The sequence below is a fragment of the Bradyrhizobium sp. USDA 3311 genome (assembly GCF_054062495.1).
In genome coordinates this window covers 6,198,127-6,223,776 of record NZ_JBSSFI010000001.1, presented here as the reverse complement: position 1 = coordinate 6,223,776, position 25,650 = coordinate 6,198,127, and the positions used below count along the sequence as shown (strand labels likewise).

Here is a 25,650-nt window from a genome sequence, read left to right as displayed (position 1 = left end):
CATGGCGAAGCTTCCTGATCTCGCCACCTTCTCGTCACGGGTCGGCGTCGAGGGCCCGCGTGCCGTCGGCTCGTATGACCTGTCGCCGCTCGCCCGCGGCAATGCCGCCATGACGCAAGGCGTCGAGACACTCGGCAAGGGCGTGCAGGCGGTCGGCAACGACGTCGCCGCGGCCGCCGAGGCCAACGATCGCTATAGCCTGGCGATCGCCAAGGCCTCGTTCAACATCGACCACTCGAACCTGCAGGACGGCCTCAAGCACGACCAGGACTATGCGACGCTGCAGCCGCGCTACATGGAGCAGGCGCAAGCGCTGCAGACCAAATGGGCCGACACGCTCTCAAATCCGAACCTGCGCGCCCGATTCAATGCCGAGACCGGCCAGTCGATCGCCAGCACCAACTCGGTGGTGAAGGATCACGCCTGGACGCTCGAGGGCAACACCAAGCTCGCCGACATCGAGGACCGCGGCAAGGCGCTTTCCGACGCCGCGATCGCCGACCCCATGAACGAGGCCAAGTTTGGCACCGGCCTGCAGAACTACGGCGACATGGTCGACGCGATGGTCGCTAAGGGTTGGCTGACGCCAACGCAGGCCGCGCAGAAGAAGGACGCCTGGGCGCATTCCGCCGGCGTCGGCGTCGGCCTGGCGCGGGCCGATATCGACCCGACCGGCGCGCTGAATGAGGTCCGCGCTGCGCCTGGCACGCCGGAGCAGATCGACAACCGCATCATGCATGTCGAGGGCCCGGGCAAGGATCCGCGCTCGAGCGCGGTCGGCGGCTTCATCGACCAGACCTGGCTCGACCTGGTGCGGGCAAAGCGTCCGGATCTCGCCGCCGGCAAGAGCGATGCCGACATTCTCGCGCTCCGCGCTGACGCTGGCCTGCGCACCGAAATGACGCGGGCCTATCGTGAGGAGAACAGCGCTGCGCTCAAGGCACAGGGCCTGCCGGCGACGCCGGGCAATATCTACCTCGCGCACTTCCTCGGGCCTGGCGCGGCCACCGCGGTGCTGAAGGCACCGCCCGGCAAGCCCGTCGCCGACGTGCTGATGGACGTCTATGGCGATCCGAGGAAGGTGCAGCGGATCATCGACGCCAATCCGAAGGTGCTCGGCGGCCAGCTCGCCGGCTCGGTCGTCAACTGGGCGAACGGCCGCATGGGCGGCGCCGTTCCCGGCGGCAATCACCTCTATGACTGGCTTGACGACAACCAGCGCCGCCAGATCGCGGGCTACGCCCAGAACAAGATCGACGCTCTTCAGCTCGACCAGCAGTCGACGCTGAAGCAGCGGGTCGAGGACACCGCAGCGGAGGCCGCGCGCACCGGCTACGCCACCAACCCGGTGACGCAGTCCGAGTTTGTCGCGGCGAAGGGCGTGGTGGATGGACCGAAGGCCTACGCCGAATACCAGGCCGGGTTGAAGACCGCGGCCGACATTTCGAACCTCGCGCGCATGTCTATGGCCGAGCAGGACGAGCTCCTCAGGAGCTACGAGCCGAAGCCAGGCGAGGGCTATGCCGCGGCGGCCGAGCGGCAGGATGCGATTCGCAAGGCGATCGTCGCGGTGCGCAAGGAGCGCGACGCGGATCCCGCGACCTTCGCGATCAACCGCGTGCCGGCGGTCAAGGCGGCGTTTGACAACTTCTCGGAGATTAGCCGTGACCAGGCGGCGACACCGGAAGCGAAGTCGCTCGCCGCGCGCGACTACGTCAACAAGGCTACCGAGCGGCAACTCGCCGCCGGCGTCGCTCCTGAGGACGTCAAGGTCGTCCCGGCCGGTTACGTCGACAATCTCGACAAGGCGTTCACGTCTGTTGCGACGTCCGAGGACCCACAAGCCCGGGTCGGCCTGATCGCACGCGTCAACCAGGAGAAGGCGCTATGGGGCGATGTCTGGCCGAAGGTCATGGGCCAGCTGCCTGCAACGACCCAGCCGATCGTCCGCGCGATCGCCGCCGGTGCCAACCCCGTGGCAATGTCGCGGCTGCTCTCGCTGCCGCCGAAGGAAAGCCCCGTCGCCATCCTCAAAGAACAGGATGAGGTCACCGCGCGCAACATGATGAAGGCGACAAACGCCGCAATGGCGCCGTGGCGCTCGACGCTGGTCGGTCCGCAGCAGGAAGCCTACTTCAATGGTTATAACGGCCTCGTCCAGAAGCTCGCCGCGCTCTACATCCGCGATGGCAACACGTCCGCCGAGACGGCTGCGACCAACGCGTTCAACGCAGTGATCGGCGATCGCTACGAAATCCGCGACACGTGGCGGCTGCCGAAGGACCCGAAGCTCAAAATCGATGCCGACGCCGTGCAGCTCGGCACACTGATCGCGCGGCAGGAGCTCGAGCGCGGCCCGCGTTCGGAGGACAGTGCCGCGCAGGCCGCTGCAGAGCTCAAGCTCACGCCGCAAGAACAGGCGCTCTATGCGCGGCACCTAACCAATCTGCGCGGGCCAGGCGGCGTCGACAACGCCGACGGCTCCCGCTCAACACTCTATCAGTCGGTCGTGGAACATAACGGCCGCTTCTACAACGTGCCGACTGTTTGGAACGGCAAGATCGAGGCGGAGAAGTTCACGCGGCCTTCTGATGGCAAGGTCTTCGATGTTCCGAACGCCACGGCGAAGCGCAACATCGAGAGCGCTGGCTGGGACAGCTTTCCGTCCTACGCGACGGCCAAGGAGGCCGACGACCGCTACGAGGCGATGCACAAGTACATGGAGCAGGACACGGCGCGATACCGGGACGCTCGCGCCGGCAGCCCGTTCGGAAGCCTACGCCTGCAGGTCAATGATTTGGGTGTATCCGACAACGAGGCCGACTCGCGCCGCAACTTCGCGCGCAACGGCGTGTTCGTCACCTCGCCGAACGAGGACGGTCTCAACATCGCCTACAACACGGCATCCAGCCCCGGCTTTGTTAGCGACAAGGACGGCAAGCGGATCCTCCTGACCTGGGACCAGCTCGCGAAGATCGGCGGCAGCAAGGAGGCGCGCGACGCCGCCTTCATCGCATCAATCAACACGGCGGCTCCGGGCCTGTGAGCGACGTCCTCCCCGAGCCGGAAGACTTCGGCGCGCCGCTGGCGTCGGAGGCTCACACCTCGTTCGGCGGCCAGCTCACGGCCGAATGGGCCAACACGCTTGACCCGAAGAACTCGCTATCCGGCAGTTACATCTACCGCCGGATCCGCGAGGGCATCGCTGGAGGCTACACGCCGCATGACTGGGACGGCGTCGGCACGCCCGAGCAGCAGATGGCCCTGCAGGACATCGAGCAGCGCGCCCGCGACGCCATCCCTGATACCTCGATCGAAGACGCCAGGGCGCGGCTCAAGCAGGAGGGCCTCGAGAAGGACGTGCACCTTCCGGCCGACCAGCCCTCGATCAAATCGCCGGTACTGGATCTGATGATCCAGGAGGCCCATGACCGCAGAGATCGCGAGGCTGCGATCTCGCGCGGGCCGGACAGTTTCTTCCCCAACGCCCTCGGCTTCGTGACATCGATGGGCGTCGGCATGATCGACCCCGTCAACATCGCCGCGTTCTCGATACCGGTGCTCGGCGAAGCGCGTGTCGCCCGCATGGTCGCCGCCGGCGGCGACAGCCTGCTCGGTCGCGCGGCCATCAAGGCCGGCCAGGGCGCGCTGCAGGGCGGCGTGGGGACCGCCGTACTGCAGCCGGCCGACTGGTGGCTGCATACTCGCGATGGCCAGGACTACACCATGGCCGAGGCGATGCGCTCGGTGGTGATGGGTGCCGGCATGGGCGCCGGCTTCCACGCGATCGGCGGCGGCTATCGCGACCTCCGCGCCAGAATGCGCGGCCTGCCGCTCGAGGGCTCGCCGCAGGACCTGCTGCTGCGCGGTCTGATGACCGGCACCCACGTCCACGCCGACCAGCTCGATGCCGACGGCGTGCCGATCGGCGACGTGCCCGGGATGGAGGATCACGAGGTGCCCGGCGTCGCGCCGGCGCCGCACCAGGTCGCGGCCGTCATCGCCGACCTGCCGCCGGCGGCAAAGGAAGACGTGGTGCACGCGGCGATGGCCGACGTCATCAACGGCACGCCAGTGCGCGCTGCCGAGGTGCTCAACATCGCGGCCGATCACGACCCGCGCATCGCGGAGAGCTTCGAGGCCTGGCACGGCTCGCCGCATGATTTCGACCGGTTCGATATCTCGAAGCTCGGCACCGGCGAGGGCGCGCAGGTCTACGGCCACGGCCTGTATTTCGCTGAGAACGAGAAGGTCGCGCGGAGCTACAAGGCGACCACGAGCGACAAGGCCTTCGTCAACAAGGTCGCGGAGCTCTACGACCAGTACATGTCCCCAGGAGACGCGTGGGCCGAGATCGAAGGTCACTGGGATGAGTTCTCGCCTGGAGAGCAGCGGCTAATGAAGGCGCTGCAACAGGACGACTGGCTCGGTTACGATTATCCGCATCAGGCGGTGAATGCCGCGCTCCGCAGCCTGCATAGCTACGACGCCTCCCCGGAGACCGCCGCCGCCGCTCGCGCGATAGGCCACATGTACCGCGTGAAGATCAACGCGAACCACGAGCATTTCCTAGACTGGGATGCCGACCTTTCGGTGCAGCATCCCCGTGCCCGGGCAGCGATTGAGAACCTCTTCAGCGATCATGGCGTGTTCCGAGGCGGGGCTATAACGGGTCGGGAACTGTACGAACATCTCGCGGCGGAGCAGCTGCGAGCGCGTCGCGCAGAGCAGGATGGCGTGCATCGGAGCCAAGGCTACCTTGGCGCGTCTGCAGCGCTCGCTGAGGCCGGCATTCCGGGGATCAAGTATTTCGATAAGAAGTCGCGAGCCCAGGGCGAGGGCACCCGCAACTTCGTCGTATTCAACGACAAGCACATCGAGATCACGCACAAGAACGGCGAGCCGGTCTCGATCGAGCAGCTCCGCGGCACTCCGGAGGCGCGGGTTGAGGCGGCCGGGCAACCGAAGATCCCCGACCTGACGGACACCACCGAGGCCCCGGTTGCGGTACGTGGGGCGCCGGAAGCCGCTGCGATTCCCGATTTGGGGACCACGCCGCCCGAACCTGCACTCGACACCACGGTGACGATCAATGGCCAAACGACTAGGATCCGCGGGAAAGCCGCCGCGCCGGAGAAGCCCGTTCCGCCGGCGCCAGATCGCGGCACCCAACTCGCGGCCGCTGCGCAGGATCCGCGCTGGCGCGAGCTCGCCGACGTAACCCCTGACTACAACGAGCCTGACGTGCTCGAGGAATCGCGGGCCGCCGACCACGTTGAGGAGCCGGCCTCAGTCGCGGCGCCGGAACGCGCGCTCACCGCCCTCGAGCAGGAGGCCAAGCGCGCCGATGAGATCTGGCGCCAGATCGAACCGACCCTAACGGAGTCGGAGCGGAAGCTGTTCGGTGACGCGCTCGACCAGCTCAAGCTCGACAAGGACGCCCGGGACAAGATCATCTCGGACGGCGTTGCCTGCCTACTCGGAGCGATCGGCTGATGGCCCGCAAATCCCGCAAGGACTGTTTCGACGAGATTGCCGAGAAGAGCGGCCGGCCGCGCGAGGAGGTGCAGGACGCGCTCGACGAGATCTTCAATCGGGCCGAGGGCTATGAGCACGACGGCATGTCGCGCGACGACGCCTATGACCGCGCCCGCGATGAGTTCCTGAAACAGTCGATGGAACAGGATCTGCTGCGCCGGCGGGCTACGATCCTCGACATGCGCAAGGAAATCGCGCTGCATCGCTTCATGACCTCGATGAAGGAGGCCATCACCAAGCTTTCGCCGAAGCACGCCAAGACCGCAATGCGGCTCGCGCTCGAGGCCAAGCTCGTCGGCGTCAACCTGCCGTTCCTGAAGAACCGGCTTTCGGTCGACGCACAATATGTGGCGCTCCGCCGGCAGCTGATCGGCGGCTTCGCCAACGACCTCGAGCGGGCGGGACTACTGAAGGTGTTCGCGACCAAGCACCTCGAGGACAAGTGGACGGATGAGCTGTTCGAGCTCAACCGCGAGGCGCTGGGCAAGCCTGGCATCACCAAGGATGCCCAGGCGCTGGCGATCGCCAAGATCGTGCGCAAGTGGCAGCGCCAGTCAATGGCGATGCTCAACCGCGAGGGCGCGTGGGTGCGATCCTACTCCGGTTACGTAACCCGCTCGTCCCACGACTCCTACCGAATCGGAAAGGCCGGAATGGAGAAGTGGGTCAACGAGACGCTCGATCGGCTGGACCTCAAGCGCACCTTCGGCACCACCGACCGGCAGGCTGCGCTCGACGCGCTGCGCCAGATGTGGGAGCCGATGCGGACCGGCGAGCATTTCGACTACGGCAAGCCGATCGAGGAGCCGCTTTACCCCAACGTCGCCAAGCGAGCGTCCGCCACCCGCGAGCTGCACTTCAAGAGCGGCAAGGACTGGCGGGAATATAACCAGGCCTATGGCGTCCACAATCCGACCCACACCATCGTGCAGTCGCTATCGACCGCGGCGCGTCGCACGGCGCTAATGAAGGAGTTCGGCACCAGGCCGGCCGAGGCGTTCGAGCGCACCATCGCCTTCGCCAAAGCGACGATGCAGGCGGAGGCCTCGGCGCGCGTCTCGAAGCTGAACGCAATGGAAGCCGCCAACCGCGAGCAGGCGACGCCGGCGCTCCAGGCCAAGATCGACGCGCTGAAGGCCGAGATTGCCGCTGCCCCGGATCAGATGGGCGACTGGAAGAAATGGGAGCAGCCGCTGCGCAATCGGTTCGCGCAGATCGATGGCTCGAGCCAGCGCCCGGTCAACAAGACCCAGTCCGACGTGCTGTCCAACTGGATGGCGATCCAGCGCATGTCGAAGCTCGGCCGCGTGGCGATGACGCACTTCGCCTCGCTGCCGACCAAGGCGATGGAGGCCCGCTACTGGGGCATTCCCTTCGCCGAACGTTACATCTCGCTGTTCCGGGGTCTCACCGAGGGTGCTGAAGGTAGCGCCAAGCGCGAAGCCCTCGACGCGACGCTCGTCGCGTTCGAAAACCGGCTCGGCCACATGATGGCGATGTACGACGTCGCCGACGCGCCGAGCGGGATGATTGGTCGGATGGAGGCCATCTTCTTCAAGCTGACCGGCGTCTCCAGCGTGATCGACAATCAGCGCGGCGATGCCGAGGCGATGTTCGCTTCGCACCTCGGTGGCAAGCGAGGGCAAGCCTGGGCCGATATCGGCCCCAAAGAGCAGCGTGTGCTCAAGGGCTTTGGCATCGGCGAGGCGGAATGGAAGGCGCTGCACGGCGTCGAGTGGACCAAGGTGGGCGACCGCACGTACCTGTTCGCCAACGACGCGCTGAAGCTCTCCGACGAGCAGATCAAGGCCTACATTGCGGAAGCCCATCCGCCTGGTACCGGGCTGATGACAACCGCGGAGGACATCGCGAAAGTGCGCGAGGATCTCGCGCTGCAGATCGCCACCGCCTATACCGACCGCGCCGGCTACGCGATCCCGATGCCGGGCGCGCGCGTGCGGGCGATGCTGTTCGGCAAAAACTTCGTGCCCGGCACCGCGATGAACACGGCGCTGCGGCTGTTCTACCAGTTCAAGATCTGGCCGGCCGATATGATCACCCGCGCTTGGGAGCGCGAGATCTACGGCACGATCGGCGACAGCCGGTACGATCGGGTGTCCGGTGTGGTCGAAGCCGCCGTCGGCGCCATCATCTTCGGCGTTGCCGCCGAGGGCGTGCGTGACCTGGTGCAGGGCAAGGACCCGATCGCCAAGTTGCGGGAACACCCGATCGCATCCGTCCTCGAGGGCATGCAGCGCTCTGGCATTGGTTCGCTGATTGGCGATTACCTGCTCGGCCAATTCGATCGCCATGGCTTCTCGGCTGTGGCCTCATTGGCCGGTCCGACCTACAGCCAGATCGATACGCTGATGGGCATCCTGCATGGCGATGGCAATTCAATCATCGGCGCCGGCTCCGACGCGTTGTTCGGCACCAACACCGCCGAGCACAAGGGCCAACATCCCTGGCGATCGCGCGCGACCGAGCTCTTGAAGTTCACCCGCGATAATACGCCCGGCATGAACCTCTGGCTGACGAGCTGGGCGACCAACGCCCTGATCTGGCACCGCCTGCAGGAGTGGATCAACCCGGGCTATCTGCAGCGCGCCGAGCGCCTGCAGAGGGAAAAGTCAGGGATTTCCTACCTGGTGCCCCCGAGCAAGATCGACCGCTTCATCACCGGCCGTTAATCGCCCGCGATCCAGCGCCCGAACCTGCGCCGCAAATGCCGGGCCGATGGCGCAAAAGCGAATCGCATCCCGAGCCAGAATAGAAGCGCGACGCCGAACCAGATTAGCGGCACGATAAAGGTATGGGCGTCGGTGACGATGCGCGCAACTTCCAACGCGTGGCCCTCCGAAGCCTTCGGCGGTCCCCAGTCTTCCGGCTCGGGCAGATTATCGGTCACTGCCGTTGCCGCATCATGCCGGCGAGGGTGCCGCTGCCTTGCAACGCCATCGAGATCAGAGCGACGATCGGGAACGGAAAGGCCAGCAGCGCGGCCTGCCACCATGGCCAGTGCCAGCCGTGATTGGCGCCGTAAAACGCAAGGGCCGCCGTGGCGATCGATCCTAGCGGTACCGAAGCGGCGATGAAGAACAGGATCATGGCCACGATCCAGCCGAAGCCGAGCCATTGCTCGATGCCTTCGAAGAAAGCCGCCAGCTGGAATAGGCCGAGAAGGCAGTAGAGAACGAAGATGATGGGCATGGCGTTCGGTGTCCATATTTCATGATTCTAGCTTAGGTCGCGCGGACCGTTTCACGCCGCGGCCGAAGTCGGCAAGTCCCGTTTGAGCCAGTTTACCGTCGAGAAGGCCGTCCTTTTGGGCGGCCTTTTCGCTTTTGGAGGACCTCGATGGCAATCGTAGATCGTCGGGGAACGACGCTGGTGAGCGTTCCTCCGACGCTGAACATCAACACGACTGCGCCGCTGACAGGTGGCGGAAATCTGTCGGCCGACCGGACGCTCGGAATAGCGCTCAACGGCAGCCTGCAGGTCGTCGGAGGGCTGCTCGCCGTCGCGCAATCGAACGCGCTCTCGCACCAATGGGTGACCGGGTTTGACACCAACGGCCTGCCGTTGCGGTCGCAGCCGGGTGTGGCCGATATCGCGAACGGGCAGGGGCTGACCGGCGTCAACGATACCAACGTCACGATCGGAATCAGCGTCGGCGGCGTCGCAGCTCTGCTGTCGGCGACGCAGATCACGATTGGCTGGAACGGCACGCTGGCGGCGGCGCGGCTCAACTCTAACGTCGTGCAGGGTGTAACGAACGACACCAACATCACGGGATCGATCGCGGGCCAGGTCCTCACCCTCGGTTGGACAGGAACGCTGGCGGCCGGCCGGCTCAACTCCAACGTCGTGCAAGGCGTTACGAACGACGCCAATGTCACGGGCAGCATCGCCGGCCAGAACCTTACGCTCGGCTGGACGGGCCAGCTGTCGCCGGCGCGCGGCGGCACCGGGGTGAACAATGGTACGTCGACGATCACGATCGGCGGCAACGTCACCTTCTCGGGCGCCTTCACCACGACCTTCACCGTCGGTGCGGCCACCAACGCGACGCTGCCCTCGGGCACTCACACGCTCGCAGGCCTGGACGTCGCGCAGACCTGGAGCGCGGTGCAGCAGTTCGCCGACGGCGACTTCCAGCTGAAGGGCGCGACCTCCGGCACGTTGACGGTCAAGGCCGCGGCGGTGGCCGGTAGCAACACCATCACGTTTCCCGCGGGCACGACCGACTTCTCCTCGACCGGCGGCGCCTCGCAGTTCGTCAAGCAGAACAGCACCGGCGGTCCGCTGACGGTTGCGCAGCCCGCGCACGCGGATCTTTCGGATTACGCGACCGGCACGTGGACGCCCGTCCTGCAGGGCGCCACCACGCCCGGCACGTTCACCTATGCGGTCCAGGTCGGGAGCTACGAGAGGATCGGGCGACTCGTGGTCGCGCGCTTCAACATCTCGATCTCGGCAACGAGCGTCTCGCCCGTCGGAGCGCTGTCGATCACTGGCCTGCCGCTCACAAGCGCGAACGTGGCCAACGACGACGGCGCCGGCAGCATCATAATCATGAAGGGCATCAATCTCGATGCCAACTACAGCTGGCTCGCGCCAGTGATCGCGCCGAACAGCGCGGCGATTCTCCTTTTCGAAAATTCCAGCAGCAGCAACACGAACAGCCCCATCCAGATCGTGGGCGGGAATGTTGCCGGCGCGACGCCGCAGCTGGCTGGCGTGGTCATGTATCACCTGTAAGAGGCCGAAGTGGGCATCAACTCCATCAGCGGCAACACGCTGCTCGCGACGGGATTCTTTCCTCCGTGTCGCGTCGCAACGACTGGCGCCAACATCACCCTTTCCGGGCTACAGACGATCGACGGCATTGCCCTCAATTCCGGTGATCGCGTGCTGGTCAAGGACCAGGCGGACCAGACGACGAACGGCATCTATGCCGTGAGCACCGGCTCCTGGGTGCGCACCGGCGATGCACAGAGCAACACCCAGTTCTTCCAGGGCATGGCGGTGTGCGTCGCCGTCGGGACCATCAATGCGCGGCTGATCTTCATCTGCACCACGACGGATGACCCCGTCGTCATCGGCACGTCGCTGGTGACGTTCTCGCCGTTCGGCAACACACTGCTCAATACCGGCTTCTTTGCTCCGTGCCGGGTTGCGACCACGGGCAGCAACATCGCGCTTTCAGCCCTGCAGGTGATCGACGGCGTGCAGCTCGCTGCCGGCGATCGCGTGCTGGTCAAGGACCAGACCAGCACGATCCAGAACGGCATCTATACAGCTAGCGCCGGCGCCTGGTCCCGGTCGACCGATGTGCAACCGAACACGAGCTTCTTCCCCGGTATGGCCGTGAACGTGGCCTCGGGCAATGCGAACGCCGAGATCATGTACATCCTCAATTCCACCGACGATCCGGTGGTTATTGGGACCTCGCACATCAGCTTCGCGCCATTCGGCGTGACGCCAGCGCTGATCGCGATTGTGCGAAAAGAACGCTGGCTATCCGACGTTCCCGGGGTGGATTTCACTGGCGCGACGGACTGCACGGCACTGGTGCGCCAAGCGATCTTGGGCGCCCAGGCCGCGAGGATGCCGCTCAACATCGATCCCGGAACGGTGCTGATCAACGGCGCGGTCATTGATGGCCCGTGCTCGATCTTCGGATGCGGCCGCAGCGAGAGCATGCTGCAGATCAACGGCGCGACGGGCAACGGCCTCTTGATCAACACGCCGAGCGAGGTGCAGATCGAGTCGCTTTGGATCCGCGGCGCACCGGGCGCTTCGGCCGGCGCCGGCATTTCGCTGGCCGGCGGCGCGTCGCAGAACCTGTTCTCGACCTTTCGGGACCTCCTTGTCGACCAGTGCGCGGCGGGCTTCGCGACCACGACGGCGGCAGACTGGACCATCGACAACTGCGTCTTCAATGTCTGCACGGTGTACAGCGTCTTCGTCCAGGACACCTACAATCCGGACGCCGGCGACAGCCAGATCGTCTCGTCCACTCTTGCCGGTGCTGCCGGCTCGACTTTGATCTACCAAGCCTCGAGCGGCGGTCTGAAGATTACTGGCAATAAAATAATCGGTGGCGCTTACGGCTATCGGATGGTGTTGCCGGACAATACCCAGACGGTCGACCTCCTGTTCACGGGCAACAGCGTCGAAAACCAGACTGCTGGCGGCTTGCAGATGGTCCGCTCGTCCTCGCTGGTCGGATCGACGTTCGCCAATGTCGCGATCACGGGAAATCAATTTGCGCAGGGGCTGGGCGCTGTCACCACGCTGGCGCAGATCGGCGACGTCAATACGGGCTGGCTGTTCAACGTTGCGGTGACCGGAAACGTCTTTACGCTGTCGGATCCGCATTCGACGGCCCTGACCATGAATGCGGTCTCCGATTGGGTCGCGAGCGGCAACATATTCTTTGGTCCTACTGGCGCGAACAGCTGTTTCGGCATCGCGACGTTGGGCACCTCTGGACCGGGTCGGATCGGGGCAAATCTGTTCGAGAATATCAATACGCCGATCAGCAATGGCTCCGTCGCGGTTTTCGTTGATCCGCTCACTCAGCACGGCTCGGTCAATATCACCACGTCGACAGCGGTTGGTGCCCTCTTTAGCGGCAGCATAACGATCACCTTCTCGCAGCCGTTCCTGACTGTTCCGCGGCTCAAAGTTGTCGTGACGGACACCTCGAGCGGCCTGTCCGCCACTGTCGGCGCGGTCACGAAGACTCAGGCGACGATCTTTGCTTTCGGCTTCACCAACGGCGCCTCGGTGCAGGTGCTCTGGGAAGCGTTCGCGGACGCCTAATTCACTTTCAACCAGGAGAACCACCATGGACGTGCTGTCGATCGCAGCCGGCGCCGCTGGCGTTGGCGTTGCCTATTTCCTCTATCTCTGCGCCACCAAGGGCCTGCCGGTCGCCTGGGCATGGCTCAAGGCCAAGTGGAATGCGGGCAAGGCGGGCCTGGCTGTCATCGAGCAGGATGTTGCCGGGGTGACCACCCGCGTCGGCTCGCTCGAGAACAGCTTCGCGCTGTTGCAGGGCGAATTCGATAACGTGAAGGCCCTGCTGCGGCCGGCGCCGGCCGCGACGCCTGCGCCCGCGGTCCCCGCGGCTCCGGTGCAGGCGGCAGCGCCTCAGCCCGCTGCTGTGGCCCAGCCGGGAGCCTCCGCCTGATGCGCCGCTATAGCCAGGCAGCGCGCCAGCGCGTGACGGAGCCGTGGGAGGAGTGTGTCCTCTACGTCTACGACGACAAGGTCCCGAAGGTGCACGGCCGCTATCCCGAATGGGATGGGGGCGAGGTGAGGGGAACCCTCACGATCGGCTTCGGCCATACCGACGCCGCCGGCGGCCTGCAGATCCATAAGGGCCTCCGCATCTCGCGCGAAGAAGCGGACGAGCTGCTCTCGTCAGATCTCGCACCTTGCGAGCACGCGGTGAATCGCCTGCTGAAGGCGGAGGTGACGCAGCATCAGTTCGATGGGCTGGTCGACACCTACTTCAACTGCCCGACGGGCGCAGTCGCCGCGATCAAGCTGATCAACGCCGGCCGGATCGACGCCGTGCCCGCCAAGCTGCTGCAGTACACCTACTCGAAGGGTGAGCACATGCAGGGCCTGGTGAATCGGCGCAACGCCGAGATCGCCTGGTTCAACACGCCCGACGAGGCTGAGCCGCCGCCGGCGCCGAATCCGGAGGTGGTCTTCTCCCCGAAGGGCGAGCGCAATCCGCCGCCGAAGACCATGACCCAGTCCAAGACCGGCGCCGCCTCGCTCTCGATCGGCGCCAGCGCGATCGCCTACATCGTCAAGCAGGCGAACGAGGTGCTGGACCAGGCGCGCGAGCTGCAGGGCAAGGTCGCGGATCTTGGGCTCGGCGACGTGCTCGCCTCCCTCACACATAGGCCGGAGGTCGTGCTCGGCATCGCGGTGGTGGGGCTTGCCGCCTTCATCTGGTTCGATCGCCGCTACAAGCTGGTGAACGACCATGTTTGAGGGCATTGCCGAATTCCTCTCCGCCTGGCGCACGGTGGTCCACGTTTCGGAATGGACGGGACTCTTCGTCGGCGCGCTGGCCGTCCTCGGGCTGCTGGTCTACCTCGATCCGCGCCTGCTAAGGCCGGCGGCACGGGGGCTGATCGCCGTCGGCATCGGCTATGCCGGCCTGCTCGTTGGCGACCATATCGGGCGTGCCGACGTCAACGCGCAATGGGCGGCCGCGCGCGAGGCAGCGATCGCGCAGCAGAAACAGCGGGACTCGGACGTCGAGCGCGAGCTCGAGGACAAGTATGCCCCCCGGCTGGCCGAGCTCCAGCACCAGGCAGCCGACAACAAGCGAAAGGCGGATGGTTATGAGCAGAAGCTGCTTGCAGCGATGGCGAAGGATGCTTCTCGCAAGCCCGGTACGCTTGGCGGTTGTGAGCTCGGCGCTGCTGCTGACCGCGTGCCAAAGCGGAAATAGCCTCGCCACCTTCGGCGCCGGCGACGGGCGACTCACGGTCGACCTGCCGGCTGTTTGCGAGGCCTTCCTGCAGCCCGTGCCGCAGCCGCAGGTAAGCCGCAAGACTGACGGCCGCGTGGCCTATACCCGTGCCGCGGACGCGCTGGACGAGGCCAATAGCCGCATTGAGAACGCCGCGGAGTGCCACCGCGACGAACGCGCCGCCTACGGCGCAGGAAAGGACAAGCCAAAATGACCGTCCACCGGATCCCGCGGGCCACCATGGCCGAGCGCCTGACCGCGCTCGAGCTGCGCGCCGACGGCCACGACAAGCGTGCCGACGCGCACGAGAAGCTCGTCCAACCGATGGCGACCCAGCTGAAGGAGCTCTATGACGCCTGGACGACAGCCGTGAAGATATTCCGCGCGGCCAACCAGCTGTGGGTGAAACTGGGCGCCCTAGGCGCCGGACTTCTGGGCGCGGCCGCGGCGGTGCTCACCATCGTGGAGAAGGTGAGGATCCTCTTCGGCCACTAATTCACACACTTTCCCCATCTGACCGCCGCCGGGCCTCGGGCCCGGCGGCGGGGTCTTTTTGCGTTTACTTAACAAATCAGCCAGATTCTCCGGCCTCGCAACCGAGAGGAGCACGCATGCGCGTCCACATCGTCATGGATCAGACCGGCGACAGTCGGCACACATTCGACCCGGCCGACGCCGAAGCCGTCCGCCTGGCCGAGGAGCGCTTCAAGGAGCTGACTGGGGCGGGCTTCACCGCAGCGGAGCGCACGGGCGCCGGCGAAGCAAAGGTCACCCGCACGTTCAATCCGGAAGCTCCGGAGACCCTGTTCTTCCCGAGGCTGCAGGGCGGCTAGCGCCGTGGCGAGCATGCCTGAGGCGCTCGCCGGCATGACGCGCGAGCAGCTCGAGGAACTGGTGAGTTCGTCGATTTCTAGTCCGCCAAGGTGGGTCGGGCTGGATTTCGGCCGCGGCGAGCTGGTCTATTCGGCGGACCAAATGACGATCGACGGTGTCGCGGTGACGTCGGGCGATGCCGTCCTGGTGTCAGATGGCGACGTGCTGGTCGCACGCGAAGCGCCGGCGCCGGTCGGTTTCGAGCTGCGATGGGTCCCGCGCCAGGACCTGGCCGCGCGCAGTCCGGAAACCGTCTACACCGCGCAGTTGCCACGCGGCGAGAATCCACTTCCAAGCGCGGACGAGATGCGCGGGATGGCCGAGCAGCTCGAGGCGCGCATCGCGCAGTCGTTTGCCGTCCCCGCCGCAGCGCTACAGGAGTCCGCCGGCCTTATCGAGCGGATGTGGGAATTCGCGCGGGCGCGCGCTCGTTACGAGAACGACCTTGTCGCCTTCGGACGCGCGGAGGTCCCCTTGACAGCGACACCTTACGAGGCGTGGTACGGCGGCATGATGCCGCCCGGCCGCGGCGGACAGCGCAAGGCGGCCGAGGAGCGCGGCGAGAAGTTGCTGCGCGAATGGCTGACGCCCGAGCAGCTCGCGCAGTACGACGCGCGCGGCGATTTCGAGGTGAGGGGCGAGGCGAGCGGCAGGCGCTATCGCATCGTCCGCGGCGCGTCCTTCAACGTGCTCGAGCTTGACAGCAAGGGCCGGATCGGCGCGCGCATCTGCTTCATGCCCGAGGGTGACCTTGTCTTCGGCGACATGATGCTCGCTCAGAAGATCGCGCTCGAGACCAACGAGCGTGCGGCCCTTGATGTCGCCAACCGGGACGATACGCGGTGGGGCTATATGGTCGGCTGCGGTTGCGCAGCCTGCCGGTCCGAGTACCGCGAGCAGCGGCGGACCGTGGGCGAGTGGCGAAACCTCGCCGGAGAGACTGTCGCCGCGCCGGCTCCCATCACAACCCAGAATTTCCGGATCGAGCGCCGCGAGGAGCCGCGGGCGCAGCCGCGGATCGATCCGAACTCGTGGATGGCGAACTGGGGCTCGATGGGAAGAGCTCTCCTTGCAGAACGGGAGCAAGGTCGCTCGTCGCGACGAGGTCGGCGTCGTCGCTGAACTTCACGATTGCCTTGGTGATGCCGCGGGCGGCGCGGTCCTCGAGCGTGCCGGAGATCCAGCCTTCGCGGCCACGGTAGCAGCCGCGCAGGATCCGGACTGGGGTCTTAGTCGTAGAGCGGCTGGACCTTGAAGCCGTTGAGATACGACTGGGCGCCATGCTCGTCGATGTGGCCGTGGGTCTCGACCAGGATGCCGCGGAGCTGCGGCGCCGGCGTGGCCGGGGCGTTGGCGTCCTTGGCGGCATCGGAGGGACGCGCCTGGTTGGCGGTGCTGGCGCTACTGGCGCCCGCGCCGGCGGAGGCCTGCCGCGGGATGCTCGCGAGCGTCAGCTCGACGAGCGCTTTGACAGCGATCGGCGCGCGCGCCTCGTGCAGCATGCTGCGGGCGTGGTCGACGTTGCGAGCGAAGAACGAGACGGCGAAGCTCATGTGGACTCCTAGGTGGTGGACGGGGGCCCTTGCTGGGGCAGCTCATGGCCGGCGCCAGTGTCCTGCGGAGGCGTTGCCGGCTGGGTGGCGGGCGCCACCGGCGGGGGCGGCGAGGCGGCCTGGGGGGCATCCTGCGGGGCAGGAGCGGGCGCCTGGTTAGTGGCCGGGGTGGGCAGCGAGGGCGGCGGAGCGGCCTGGGAGACCGATTGCGGGGCGGGGGCGGGAGCGGGCGCCTGGCCGGCGCCGGCGATCTGGGCCTGGAGAGCGTCGGCTTTGGCGGCCTGGCCCTTCTGGTAGGGCATCCACTCGGCATAGCCGCGCGGGGCCTGCTCGGCCGTCGGAATCGGGTCACCCTCCTGCACCACGATGATCTCGGTGCCGGGATAGGCGACGCCGTCGTGGCTGATGATCAGGAGGTTGACCAGACGCGGGTCGTGCACGAAAGCGACGTGCGCCGCGTGCGGCTGGGCGGAGGGATGCGATCCGGGCGGTCGGTACCAGATAGCGCGGCCGACGGTGGGCTCGATCATTAATCCTCTCCTTCGGGTTCGGCGTGAAGCTTGACGCGCACCTGGCCATAGGTCGCGCGCTTGATGATGGACTTGACCTCGACCAGGCCCTCCTCGAGGAGCTTGTCGCGGCGCGAGTCGCGCAAAGCTTGCCAGACCTCGATCTGGAGGACGGGCGCTTCGCCCGTGACCTGCTCGGGGGTCGGCGGGGAAACTGACACGTGGCCGAGCTCGTCGAAGGCCTCGCGGAATTTGCCCTCGTCACCGGCGAGCTTCTTCAGCCTGGTGTTGATCGCCTCGATCCGCGTGAAGATCGTCAGGTTGTCGCGCCGGATCTCCAGGAGCTCGCGGCATAGTGCCTGGCGCGGCGTATCCTTCGGCTTTTGGGCCTTCTTGGCGCGCGGCTGGCATGGAACCCCTGGTCGCGCGGTATGCGGGACTAGATCCGCGCGAGGGCCGAAATGTTCCATAATCCTGTTAAGGGATAGTTTCCGACCGATTGAGCACCAGCCCTTCCAGCAGGAAGGTCAGGATCCGCCGATCGTTCGGACTGGCGCCGGGCGCCAAGGGGGCATCGTTGCTCGCCAGACTGATCGTCCATGTGCTGGCCTCGGCTACACTTCGGGGCACGCTCACCATGTAGTCGCGGCGGCTAAGGTCGATGGTGAATCGGCCGGCCTCCACTCCATTTATAGAGACCGTCATCGATCGCTCGCAGCTAGCTGAGACCAGCCGCAGCGTGATCGCTCTTGTCGGCTCCTTCGGCCGGAGGCGTATGACCGCCTCGTCGTTGCGGGCCCAGCGGCCAGTTGACTCTGGCGACCACCAGCCCGCGATGAAGTCGATGTCGCGGCCATCACTTCCGGCAGGGGCGAACTCGTCTGCGGCCAGGGGCTCGCGAGGTGGCGATACCATTCTCGTTTGAGCGAGCTCCAGCGCAAAGATCTCGCTGCTGACGGTGTTGAAGATCGGCTGCGCAAGGTGCGCGCTTTGGACCGATGGTCCGGCTTCGTGGAGCCGCTCTGTCAGACGGCGCGTGACGATCGCCCGGCCTTCGTCAATGACGTGGTAGTGCGTGTCCTTGATAAACTCAGGGGGCATCCAAAAGTCGTTGGGATCGCCCATGATCTCCAGGCCGGCCGCCGAGGCCATAGTTCGGATCTGCCCGGATATATCATGCAGCCAATCCTGGTCCCGGTAACAGTCGGACCCTACAACCACGGGCCAGGTGAGAACGACGCGCACGCCGCGCGCCTTCGCCTGGCGCAGATTGTTGAACGCCGAACCAAGTCGTGCGGGAAGCTCGCGCCCTGGCGCGCCCAGTGTGGCTTCGGAGCAGCCGTCGCGGCTCACCTTTGGAGCCGGATTGGAGCTGTCCGCCGGTGCGGCGTCGCCCGTTCCGGACGAATACAGCATCGCTCGCGTCAGCCGATCTGCAGCGCGATGGACCCCATCGGTCTGCTCGATTGGTGAGGGCGTAGAGAGCTGCTTCCTGACGTTGCGCCACACGGCGCGGGCGACGATCGGAAAGGGGGTCGTGAGGATCCTGCGCGCCCGCTCAGTCGGGGTCTGCGCCCAGAAGTACTCGGTGATCAGCTCGAGGGAGAGCCGCGCATAGCCGGCGTCGCCATCGGGGTCAAAATAGCCCTGCCATTCGATAGGCATGATGACCACGTCGCCTGGCCGGGCAAACCGGAGGATCCGCCTCGAGCGATCGACGAACGAATAGCCCGCGTTATCGGCTACGTTGATCGCCGTCATGTTGAAGGCGTTGGCGAGCTCGCCAGCATCAATTCCGTGGTGACCGTTCGAGCCGGAGTCGACGATGATACGAGGTCCTGGCGTGTGCTCGAGCAGAAGCCATTTGTAGGTGCTTGGGATGCTGTTTTTCGGAATGGTCAACATGATCAATCCGACATAGGCCAGCGTCGCCATCGCGAAGCTTAGCGCGACACCCGCCAGAAGGGCGAGCGGCCTGCGGAGGTTTACCCCGCGAACGTCAGAAGTTGAAATAAAGAAAGGGCGATTCATGCATACTCGCCTTTGAAACGACAATCACAAGAATCAGCGATCCGAAAGCAACGCTGGCGAAGCGCGGATCGAAACGCTCGGCCTCGAGGCTCTCGGTCAGCCGGCGAGCATTTGGCGCGAACAGGGCGATCAACGCCGCAAGCGTAAGCAACGACAGAAACTCGATCTCGAGAACAGGGACGCCTGTCGTGGCCGCGCCACCGATGAACATAGCCTTCAGCATTGCGATCGCTCCGCCGATCGTCGTTGCACGGAAGAACACCCAACCGATGATGGTGGCGACGAATGTGAGGGCCCATGTGGCGGCACGCGAGGGCAGGGCGTCAGAGACGCTGAAGCGCTCCCGGACACCGTGGTTGATCAGAAGCAGCAGGCCGTGCCAGGCACCCCAGATGATGTACGTCCAGGCCGCGCCGTGCCAGAAGCCGCCGATCACCATCGTCAGAAAGAGATTGAGATAGTGCCGGGCCTTGCCGCGTCGATTGCCCCCAAGCGGGATGTAGAGATAGTCCCTCAGGAATTGCGACAGCGTCATGTGCCATCGGCGCCAGAACTCCACGATCGACGATGACTTGTAAGGCGAGTCGAAGTTCCACGGAAAGCGAATGCTGAACATGCGGGCGAGGCCGACCGCCATGTCGCTGTAACCGGAAAAATCGAAATAGAGCTGGAACGTGTAAGCCAAGGCGCCGGCCCACGCGGCCGTTGCGCTGAGGATGTCTCCACGATCGGCAGAGGCGAAGACTGTATCAGCCATGGGGGCGAGGTGGTCGGCGAAAATAGTCTTCTTGGCCAGACCGATCAGAAAGACTAGCAGACCGAACACAATGTCATTCGCGCGAGCGGGGAGGCTTGGTCGCGACCGAAACTGCGGAATCATGGCCGAGTGGTGGACGATTGGGCCCGCGAGAAGATGAGGAAAGAAGGTAACGAACAGCGCGTATTCGACGAAGCCGTGACGGCCTCGCTTGCCCTTCAATGCGTCGACCAGGTAGGCGATTTGGACGAAGGTGAAAAAGGAGATGCCGAGCGGCAGCACCAAGTCCAAAAACGGGATCGACGTCCCGAGAACTGCATCGACATTGGCGATGAAGAAGTTGGCATATTTGAAGACAGCGAGCAGCGCCAGATTGCCCACAATGCCTGATGTCGCGATCGCCCTCGCATAGGGTGGCGCAGCTAGGATCGCGCGGCCGAGCCCATAGTTGACCGCGACTGAGCCGACGAGGACCGGGACGAGATTGAGTCGCCACCAGCCGTAGAAGAAGATTGAGGCTAACAGCAGAAAGGCGAACGATAGCCGGTATAGCCCAAAGACCTGGAGGGCCGTGTAGCCCAGCAGTGCGACAGGCAGAAAGTTCAGAATGAACACGGTGGAGTTAAACAGCAAGATCGCCCCCAATGCGCTCAAGTGGCTGCTCCGTAGCCCCTATCGGATCGCAACCGATGAGTCCATTCAGGCGCATAAACGATCAGAGATTGTCGCCCCCCGGCCACATCCCAAATGCGACATGCCGAAATCGCACGCGTCTAAGGAGACGGGCACCCTGCGAGGCGGAGGACGCCGCCAACGATCACCCCTTTGTCCTGCGGCGCGCATGCACGCGGCGGAAAAGCCACATAAGCGGCGACAGAGAGGGTGACGACGGTCAGTGAGGCGAGGGCGAGCTTCATCATGGCGGCGCCCAATATATCCCGCGCCGGCGGCCAGGTCCGCATCCCAAATGGGACATGCAGGTAGCCGCTAGAGGACGCGCTAACGATCGTGAAGTCCGGTGTCGAACACGGTCCGGCTGGCGCTTCCGCCGCGCTCTTCGCGACGCAGCTGTGCCAACCCTCGATCGATGCAGTAGCGCATGACACGCGAGAGCTTCCGGTTCACGTAGACGCGGCCGTTTGAGCCCCAATACGGAGGGCGGCATTCGGCGTTGACGTGACGTAGGAACGCCATCGCCCGAAGATGCTTCTTCCTCTTGTCCTTGCTCACAGCACCATCCGCATGTCGAAGGAGACGAGTTCGCGGCGCACCTCGATCTCCTTGAGCTCGCGCTCGAACTGCGCGTTGTCAGGGTCCTTGCGGACCTGCACGATCGAGATCCAGGCGGTGACCTCGATGCCGCTTTCCGTCTTGCCGTGCCACACGCGCGCCGGCACACCTTGCACGCGCTCGATGGTGCCGGTGGATTCGAGAATGAGCTTCATGAAGGTTTGCCTCTCAGGAGAGCTTTGACCCACTCCGGCATCTGCGGGCGCTCTCCGATGAACCTGCAGATGTGGCAAACGGGAAAATCGAAATCGTCGCTGATGACCTGGATGACCAGCGTGCCGCAATCGGTGCAGGTGAATTCGCGGGTGCCGTCCGCGTTGTCCGTGAAGGGAGACGTCATTCCTTCGGTCTCCGCTTTCCCTTGATGGCGTGCGCGGCCTCCTGCTGCATGTTCTCATAGGCCATCTCGAGCTCCTCGAGGTGGCTGCAGCCGTACTGGCCCGCGCGTCGGCGCAGCTGGTCGGCCGTCTGGTACTGGCGCGCGATGCGCTGAAGCGCGTCGTAGTATCGTTGCTCGTTGCTCACGCTGCCTCCTGTCTGATTGGAATGTTGGTGCCGACCGGAAGCCGGGTGCGGCGACGGTCCCAATGGGCGACGCCGTCAGCACGGTCGCTCGCGCTGATAGGCAAAATTTGCCGCGTGCCTTCCCAGCGCCCGTAGCCGTTCAGCAGGCCGGTGAGTCCGCGCCTGGACCAGCTCATAGGCCATAACCGGATCCAGCCGAGGTCGACGAACATGGCGATCGCGACCGGGCCGAGATATTCGACCTCTTCGTCGAGGACCTTGCGATCGCGCGCCATCAATTGAACCCCTCAATGAATCGCCGTGCTTCGTTGGGATCAGAGAGGTGACCGCCCATCATCATCATCGCGCCGAGCACGATACCGGGATGGTCCTCGAGTTCCGGATGCTTCTTCAAGTCGCTGATCATGGAGCCCAAGCCGTCGACGTGCTTCCCACGGTCGCAATATTCGAGCGCCCGCTGCTTGCACCAGGCGAGGTGTTCTTCGCGCGTCCTCACGTCATTTCCTCCAGGCAGCGCGGGCACGTCACGGTGCCGTCGTCGCGATTGGCGGTGCACCAGATCTTCTCGCCTGCGGCGGAATAGCCGCAGCCGAGTTGCTTGTAGAAGGCTGGGACGTCGATGCCGCAGACAGTCTTGGCGCGTTTGGTCGTGACGAAGAGCCAATGCACGCCGGTGGCCGGCGGCGGCACCGGTGCGGGCGTAGGCGCCGGCGGTGCGGGCATCCAGTCTGCGACCGTCGCTGAAGCCGCGAACATGTCGAGCTGCCTGGTCATTGCCTGACTCCCGTCGGCGGCTCGTCGGCGATCCTGTCGAGCTTGGCACCCTCGACGCGCTGCTTGAGGATGAAGGCCTCGAGCACGGCGATCATGTCCTCACGGTTCGCGCTCGAGCAGTAGTTGAAGCGGGGCAGGCGGTCCTCGCCTGGTGGCGCATCCTTTTCACCGATGAAGAGCGTCACGTGGTAGTTCGGCCCGAGCTGCCTCTCCACGATGCGGACGATGCCCGGCATCATCTCCCGCAACCCGAGCTGAACTGGCCCATGGCGTTCCGGGAAGATCTCCTCGGGTCTCGCATCGCGCGAGAGCTTGCGCTGCGCGCGTCTGTCCTTACGGTTCACGGCGCACCTCTGGTTCCGGCTGCTCGTCCCGCTTCACGGCCGAGACGCCGACGGGTGGCATGAAATCGCAGATGAGGTGGACCTCGATCTCGCCCCCACCATTGAGCAGTGCGAGCTGCTCCGCGTCGGGCTTCCACGCGAAATTGTGCTGCTTGTACGGACCGTAGCGATCGACGCGAACCCAGAGATCGCCGCAAGGCCCGGCCTCTTTCTCGTTCCAGTTGCGCGGCTTGCCGAAGTTAGCTGTCGCGCCGCGTATTTTCACGAATGGCATTGTTAGCGTTCCCCTTCCTTTTGACCGCGCGAAAGTGCCAGTGCATCGCGGCGGATTGCACGGTAGTCGGCGAGCACGTCAACAATCGTGCCGCCTGTCTCGGGCTTACAAAGTCGTTCGATGATCCCAACTGTCTGCGGTTCAGTCGAAGTGAGGGCAGCGATCCGCTCATGTAGGGAAAGCCACTTGCCATCCTTCGTGCATGGCGCGTCGGCATTGTCCAATGCGGTTTCAATTTTCTCGTAAGTCGAGTCGTCCAGCTTACCGCCCGGCAGCATCTGAGCGAACTCACAGGTCAGTTCCGTCGTGGCGGCCGGTGCGGCGTTGATTTGCGACAGAACGGTGCGAAGGCATTGCACAATCCATGCGCGACGATGAGATGCGAAGGCTTTCTTCGTGTCCCAATCTGGCGTGGTGAGGTCTTCGATCAGCGTCTGAATTTCGCGCGCTGGGGGTAGCTTGGCCGTGTCGGCAGATGAGCTTTGGTTAGATGCGGTCATGAGTTGCTCGCCTCCGCCGGCGCCAGGCTCATGCTGCAGCCGCAGCACTTCGGCCAGCCATCGCGCAGACACTTGGCCGCGTCGACCTGGCGCGGCTTGCCGCAGCGGGCGCAGAAGACCTTGCCGTTGAGCAGCGATGGATGGCTGCGCGCAATCTCCTCGTAGAGGACCTGGTGGCGTGTGAAGATGTCGATGGCTTGAACTGTCATGCGGCGGCCCCTGTCAGCTCCTTGAGTTGCTTGCACAGCGCGCCGATCGAGTGGAGCAGCTCGGGCGCGATCTTTCCTTTCTCGACCGCCGCCAGCACGAGCTCGGCGGCCGTGAGCGCGGTGAGCACGCGCTCCTGATTGTTGACGTAGCGGATCAGCTCCTGGGCGAGGCCCCGCGCGTTGGAGCATTCGATCGTGATGGTCTCTTCCTCGTGGCCGTCGACGATCAGCACGGCTTCATCGAAGGGCGAGCGGTGGTCGGAGAGCTCGAGGTGGGGCAGGGCGGTCATGGGGCCCGCCTTTCCGGCATGCCGTTGTACTCAACGCCGTTGAGCAGCCGGCCTGCGCGTCCCTTGCCGACGTTAAACATCTGCATGGCGCCGGAGCCTGAAGCATAGGTCTCCGGCCCGTATCCGCGATGCTGCGAGCCATCGGCGTGCAGGACGAGCGAGTCGACCTTACAGCGCCGGCGTCCTTCAGGATCACGCGCCGGTGCCGGGTGGTAGAGACTGTTCACCAGCTCGTCGGTGGTCGCACAGACCGGCAGCCATGCGCCCCACTGCTTGAAGTGAAACGGCACGCCGGCGGCCGCGCATTGCCGCTCGATCGCGCGCGGCCAGCTGTGATGCATCGGGCGTGCGCCGTCGCCGCTTTCGCCGCCGACGATGACCCAGTCACCAAGCCAGTCCGCCTCGATCGGACCGAGCAGCGGCTCCATGGAGAAGAAGCGGATGGCCGCCGGCGTCTCGCGCAGATGCTGCTTGCGCTCCTCGTACTCCTGCTGCCGCTCCGTCGAGACGCCAAGCCAGACATTCGGCAGCGGCCATCCCGGCCAGTCCCGGTCGTGCCAATTCCGGTGCTGCCTCGCAATCACACGACCGACCCCATCGTCGACATAGCGGCGCATGCGGTCGGGACGTTTTGTCAGCACCTGAAACGTGTGATGCGGCGCCGAAGCCATCACGGCGAACACATCGTCGATCCACTCGTCCGGCACGTTCTCGTGGAAGAGGTCGCCGTGGGCGCAGACGAAGATCATCCGCGGCCGCGTCCACTCCAGCGGTTGGCGGAGCCACTGGTCATTGAACCGGACCTTGCCGTTCCAGACCGGCCCGTTCTTGCTCTCCTGGGTGAGGCCGCGCCGCGAGGGATGGTTGCGCATCCGCGTGCCGGCGAGCTTCATCGCGTAACAGCGCGCGCAGCCAGGCGAGAGGATGCTGCAGCCGGTGATGGGGTTCCAGGTCGCGTCGGTCCACTCGATGTCGGAATGGTCAGCCACGGCGCGCCTCCAATCCGGCCGCGCGGGCCTCGTTGAGCTCGGCCATGGCGGCATTGCTGCCGCCGCGATCGGGGTGGCGATCGCGCGCCAGGCGCCGGAAGTTGGCCTCGATGGTCTCAACGGTGGCGTCCTGGCGGACCTGGAGGGTGTCCCACCACTTCTTCGGCGCCGGGAGGGCGGCAAAGCCGGTGAAGGCGCGCTCGAGGATCTGGGCGCCGCCGTGGCGCTCGATTGCCCGCATGGCCTCCAGCGTGGCGGCGATCGCGGCCAGGTTGTCCCGAACCCGGTGGTAGGCATCGATGGCGATGACGCGCATCGGGCCGGCCTTCTTCTGGAAATAGACCGCGACGCCGGGGTCTCCGGGTTCCCCCTGGTCGCCCCGGGGCAGGCCGGCCAGGTTGAGCTTCAGGTTAGTCGAGACGATCGAGTCGTCGGCGACGTTCACGCCGAGGCGCTCGAGCTCGACCTTCACCCGCTTCATGGCGTCGGCCATGGTGATGTCGGCCTTGCCCTTGTGGCCGCCGCCGGAACCGTTCGACCGCCACTCCTGCTTGCCGAACTGGCCGCTCTTCCGACCGCGCGATCGCGGCCAGCCCTCCGGCCATTGGAGGGGGTAGGCTGGGATGCTCATGTTGACCCTGACAGTTGGGGGGAACGGGTACGCGGGACGCCACTCACTGGCGCGCGT

The 25,650-nt window shown here is 65.3% G+C and carries 32 protein-coding genes; 12 read left to right on the top strand and 20 right to left on the bottom strand.

Annotated features, from left to right (window positions below; translation table 11 throughout):
• The first annotated feature begins 1 nt into the window (after position 1).
• Genes ACVWW6_RS29870 through ACVWW6_RS29860 form a run of 3 tightly spaced genes read left to right on the top strand, consistent with a single transcriptional unit; the run spans position 2 to position 8,228 of the window.
• Entirely contained in the window at positions 2-3,046 is a 3,045-nt protein-coding gene (locus tag ACVWW6_RS29870) for a hypothetical protein (RefSeq protein WP_456681866.1), read from the top strand.
• Positions 3,043-5,496 carry a hypothetical protein gene (locus ACVWW6_RS29865; RefSeq protein WP_456681865.1) on the top strand — a complete coding sequence of 818 codons (2,454 nt, stop codon included), beginning with the start codon at positions 3,043-3,045 and terminating at the stop codon, positions 5,494-5,496. Before ACVWW6_RS29870 ends, ACVWW6_RS29865 begins: the two co-directional genes overlap by 4 nt.
• A complete protein-coding gene (locus ACVWW6_RS29860; protein WP_456681864.1) occupies positions 5,496-8,228 on the top strand; it encodes a hypothetical protein in 2,733 nt (910 codons plus the stop codon). Before ACVWW6_RS29865 ends, ACVWW6_RS29860 begins: the two co-directional genes overlap by 1 nt.
• Here ACVWW6_RS29860 and ACVWW6_RS29855 read toward each other — a convergent pair.
• Entirely contained in the window at positions 8,225-8,446 is a 222-nt protein-coding gene (locus ACVWW6_RS29855; RefSeq protein ID WP_456681863.1) for a hypothetical protein, read from the bottom strand. The genes ACVWW6_RS29860 and ACVWW6_RS29855 overlap by 4 nt on opposite strands.
• Complete coding sequence (locus ACVWW6_RS29850; protein WP_456681862.1) at positions 8,443-8,748, bottom strand: hypothetical protein; 306 nt, start codon at positions 8,746-8,748, stop codon at positions 8,443-8,445. The genes ACVWW6_RS29855 and ACVWW6_RS29850 overlap by 4 nt, the downstream gene beginning before the upstream one ends.
• A gap of 147 nt (positions 8,749-8,895) precedes the next feature.
• On the opposite strand from ACVWW6_RS29850, the gene ACVWW6_RS29845 reads away from it, so the two are divergent.
• The 9 genes from ACVWW6_RS29845 (at position 8,896) to ACVWW6_RS29805 (ending at position 16,039) form a co-directional block, all read left to right on the top strand.
• Positions 8,896-10,299: a hypothetical protein gene (locus tag ACVWW6_RS29845; RefSeq protein WP_456681861.1), complete on the top strand. Its 1,404-nt coding sequence runs from the start codon at positions 8,896-8,898 to the stop codon at positions 10,297-10,299.
• A gap of 150 nt (positions 10,300-10,449) precedes the next feature.
• On the top strand, positions 10,450-12,369 hold the full coding sequence (locus tag ACVWW6_RS29840) for a right-handed parallel beta-helix repeat-containing protein (RefSeq protein WP_456681860.1): 1,920 nt from the start codon (positions 10,450-10,452) through the stop codon (positions 12,367-12,369).
• 25 nt (positions 12,370-12,394) lie between these two features.
• Positions 12,395-12,739, top strand: coding sequence for a hypothetical protein (locus ACVWW6_RS29835; RefSeq protein ID WP_456681859.1), 345 nt, complete (start codon positions 12,395-12,397; stop codon positions 12,737-12,739).
• Positions 12,739-13,557 carry a lysozyme gene (locus ACVWW6_RS29830; RefSeq protein WP_456681858.1) on the top strand — a complete coding sequence of 273 codons (819 nt, stop codon included), beginning with the start codon at positions 12,739-12,741 and terminating at the stop codon, positions 13,555-13,557. Before ACVWW6_RS29835 ends, ACVWW6_RS29830 begins: the two co-directional genes overlap by 1 nt.
• Complete coding sequence (locus ACVWW6_RS29825; protein WP_456681857.1) at positions 13,550-14,023, top strand: hypothetical protein; 474 nt, start codon at positions 13,550-13,552, stop codon at positions 14,021-14,023. Before ACVWW6_RS29830 ends, ACVWW6_RS29825 begins: the two co-directional genes overlap by 8 nt.
• Positions 13,980-14,258: a hypothetical protein gene (locus ACVWW6_RS29820; protein ID WP_456681856.1), complete on the top strand. Its 279-nt coding sequence runs from the start codon at positions 13,980-13,982 to the stop codon at positions 14,256-14,258. The genes ACVWW6_RS29825 and ACVWW6_RS29820 overlap by 44 nt, the downstream gene beginning before the upstream one ends.
• Positions 14,255-14,539 (top strand): hypothetical protein, encoded by a 285-nt coding sequence (locus ACVWW6_RS29815; RefSeq protein ID WP_456681855.1) that lies wholly within the window; start codon positions 14,255-14,257, stop codon positions 14,537-14,539. Before ACVWW6_RS29820 ends, ACVWW6_RS29815 begins: the two co-directional genes overlap by 4 nt.
• Before the next feature lie 116 nt (positions 14,540-14,655).
• A complete protein-coding gene (locus tag ACVWW6_RS29810) occupies positions 14,656-14,877 on the top strand; it encodes a hypothetical protein (RefSeq protein WP_456681854.1) in 222 nt (73 codons plus the stop codon).
• 4 nt (positions 14,878-14,881) lie between these two features.
• Positions 14,882-16,039 carry a hypothetical protein gene (locus tag ACVWW6_RS29805; RefSeq protein WP_456681853.1) on the top strand — a complete coding sequence of 386 codons (1,158 nt, stop codon included), beginning with the start codon at positions 14,882-14,884 and terminating at the stop codon, positions 16,037-16,039.
• Positions 16,040-16,146: 107 nt separating this feature from the next.
• Here ACVWW6_RS29805 and ACVWW6_RS29800 read toward each other — a convergent pair whose 3' ends face one another.
• The 18 genes from ACVWW6_RS29800 to ACVWW6_RS29715 all read right to left on the bottom strand — a co-directional run bounded on the left by ACVWW6_RS29800 (position 16,147) and on the right by ACVWW6_RS29715 (position 25,593).
• Positions 16,147-16,470 carry a hypothetical protein gene (locus tag ACVWW6_RS29800; RefSeq protein ID WP_456681852.1) on the bottom strand — a complete coding sequence of 108 codons (324 nt, stop codon included), beginning with the start codon at positions 16,468-16,470 and terminating at the stop codon, positions 16,147-16,149.
• An 8-nt stretch (positions 16,471-16,478) separates the two neighbouring features.
• Positions 16,479-17,000 carry a hypothetical protein gene (locus ACVWW6_RS29795; protein ID WP_456681851.1) on the bottom strand — a complete coding sequence of 174 codons (522 nt, stop codon included), beginning with the start codon at positions 16,998-17,000 and terminating at the stop codon, positions 16,479-16,481.
• Entirely contained in the window at positions 17,000-17,449 is a 450-nt protein-coding gene (locus ACVWW6_RS29790) for a hypothetical protein (RefSeq protein ID WP_456681850.1), read from the bottom strand. Before ACVWW6_RS29790 ends, ACVWW6_RS29795 begins: the two co-directional genes overlap by 1 nt.
• A gap of 7 nt (positions 17,450-17,456) precedes the next feature.
• Positions 17,457-19,010 (bottom strand): hypothetical protein, encoded by a 1,554-nt coding sequence (locus ACVWW6_RS29785; protein ID WP_456681849.1) that lies wholly within the window; start codon positions 19,008-19,010, stop codon positions 17,457-17,459.
• On the bottom strand, positions 18,979-20,421 hold the full coding sequence (locus ACVWW6_RS29780; protein WP_456681848.1) for an MBOAT family O-acyltransferase: 1,443 nt from the start codon (positions 20,419-20,421) through the stop codon (positions 18,979-18,981). The genes ACVWW6_RS29785 and ACVWW6_RS29780 overlap by 32 nt, the downstream gene beginning before the upstream one ends.
• A gap of 572 nt (positions 20,422-20,993) precedes the next feature.
• Positions 20,994-21,212 carry a hypothetical protein gene (locus ACVWW6_RS29775; protein WP_456681847.1) on the bottom strand — a complete coding sequence of 73 codons (219 nt, stop codon included), beginning with the start codon at positions 21,210-21,212 and terminating at the stop codon, positions 20,994-20,996.
• Complete coding sequence (locus tag ACVWW6_RS29770) at positions 21,209-21,397, bottom strand: hypothetical protein (RefSeq protein WP_456681846.1); 189 nt, start codon at positions 21,395-21,397, stop codon at positions 21,209-21,211. Before ACVWW6_RS29770 ends, ACVWW6_RS29775 begins: the two co-directional genes overlap by 4 nt.
• Positions 21,394-21,582 (bottom strand): hypothetical protein, encoded by a 189-nt coding sequence (locus tag ACVWW6_RS29765; RefSeq protein ID WP_456681845.1) that lies wholly within the window; start codon positions 21,580-21,582, stop codon positions 21,394-21,396. The genes ACVWW6_RS29770 and ACVWW6_RS29765 overlap by 4 nt, the downstream gene beginning before the upstream one ends.
• Positions 21,579-21,857, bottom strand: coding sequence for a hypothetical protein (locus ACVWW6_RS29760; protein WP_456681844.1), 279 nt, complete (start codon positions 21,855-21,857; stop codon positions 21,579-21,581). The genes ACVWW6_RS29765 and ACVWW6_RS29760 overlap by 4 nt, the downstream gene beginning before the upstream one ends.
• Positions 21,857-22,078 (bottom strand): hypothetical protein, encoded by a 222-nt coding sequence (locus ACVWW6_RS29755; protein ID WP_456681843.1) that lies wholly within the window; start codon positions 22,076-22,078, stop codon positions 21,857-21,859. Before ACVWW6_RS29755 ends, ACVWW6_RS29760 begins: the two co-directional genes overlap by 1 nt.
• Positions 22,075-22,356: a hypothetical protein gene (locus ACVWW6_RS29750; protein WP_456681842.1), complete on the bottom strand. Its 282-nt coding sequence runs from the start codon at positions 22,354-22,356 to the stop codon at positions 22,075-22,077. Before ACVWW6_RS29750 ends, ACVWW6_RS29755 begins: the two co-directional genes overlap by 4 nt.
• Positions 22,353-22,700 (bottom strand): hypothetical protein, encoded by a 348-nt coding sequence (locus tag ACVWW6_RS29745; protein WP_456681841.1) that lies wholly within the window; start codon positions 22,698-22,700, stop codon positions 22,353-22,355. Before ACVWW6_RS29745 ends, ACVWW6_RS29750 begins: the two co-directional genes overlap by 4 nt.
• Complete coding sequence (locus ACVWW6_RS29740; RefSeq protein WP_456681840.1) at positions 22,690-22,974, bottom strand: hypothetical protein; 285 nt, start codon at positions 22,972-22,974, stop codon at positions 22,690-22,692. The genes ACVWW6_RS29745 and ACVWW6_RS29740 overlap by 11 nt, the downstream gene beginning before the upstream one ends.
• A 2-nt stretch (positions 22,975-22,976) precedes the next feature.
• Complete coding sequence (locus tag ACVWW6_RS29735) at positions 22,977-23,474, bottom strand: hypothetical protein (RefSeq protein WP_456681839.1); 498 nt, start codon at positions 23,472-23,474, stop codon at positions 22,977-22,979.
• Entirely contained in the window at positions 23,471-23,683 is a 213-nt protein-coding gene (locus ACVWW6_RS29730) for a hypothetical protein (protein ID WP_456681838.1), read from the bottom strand. The genes ACVWW6_RS29735 and ACVWW6_RS29730 overlap by 4 nt, the downstream gene beginning before the upstream one ends.
• Positions 23,680-23,973, bottom strand: a complete 294-nt coding sequence (locus ACVWW6_RS29725; protein ID WP_456681837.1) for a hypothetical protein — start codon at positions 23,971-23,973, stop codon at positions 23,680-23,682. The genes ACVWW6_RS29730 and ACVWW6_RS29725 overlap by 4 nt, the downstream gene beginning before the upstream one ends.
• Positions 23,970-24,962 (bottom strand): DUF5131 family protein, encoded by a 993-nt coding sequence (locus tag ACVWW6_RS29720; RefSeq protein WP_456681836.1) that lies wholly within the window; start codon positions 24,960-24,962, stop codon positions 23,970-23,972. The genes ACVWW6_RS29725 and ACVWW6_RS29720 overlap by 4 nt, the downstream gene beginning before the upstream one ends.
• Positions 24,955-25,593 (bottom strand): J domain-containing protein, encoded by a 639-nt coding sequence (locus ACVWW6_RS29715; RefSeq protein WP_456681835.1) that lies wholly within the window; start codon positions 25,591-25,593, stop codon positions 24,955-24,957. The genes ACVWW6_RS29720 and ACVWW6_RS29715 overlap by 8 nt, the downstream gene beginning before the upstream one ends.
• Positions 25,594-25,650: the final 57 nt, after the last annotated feature.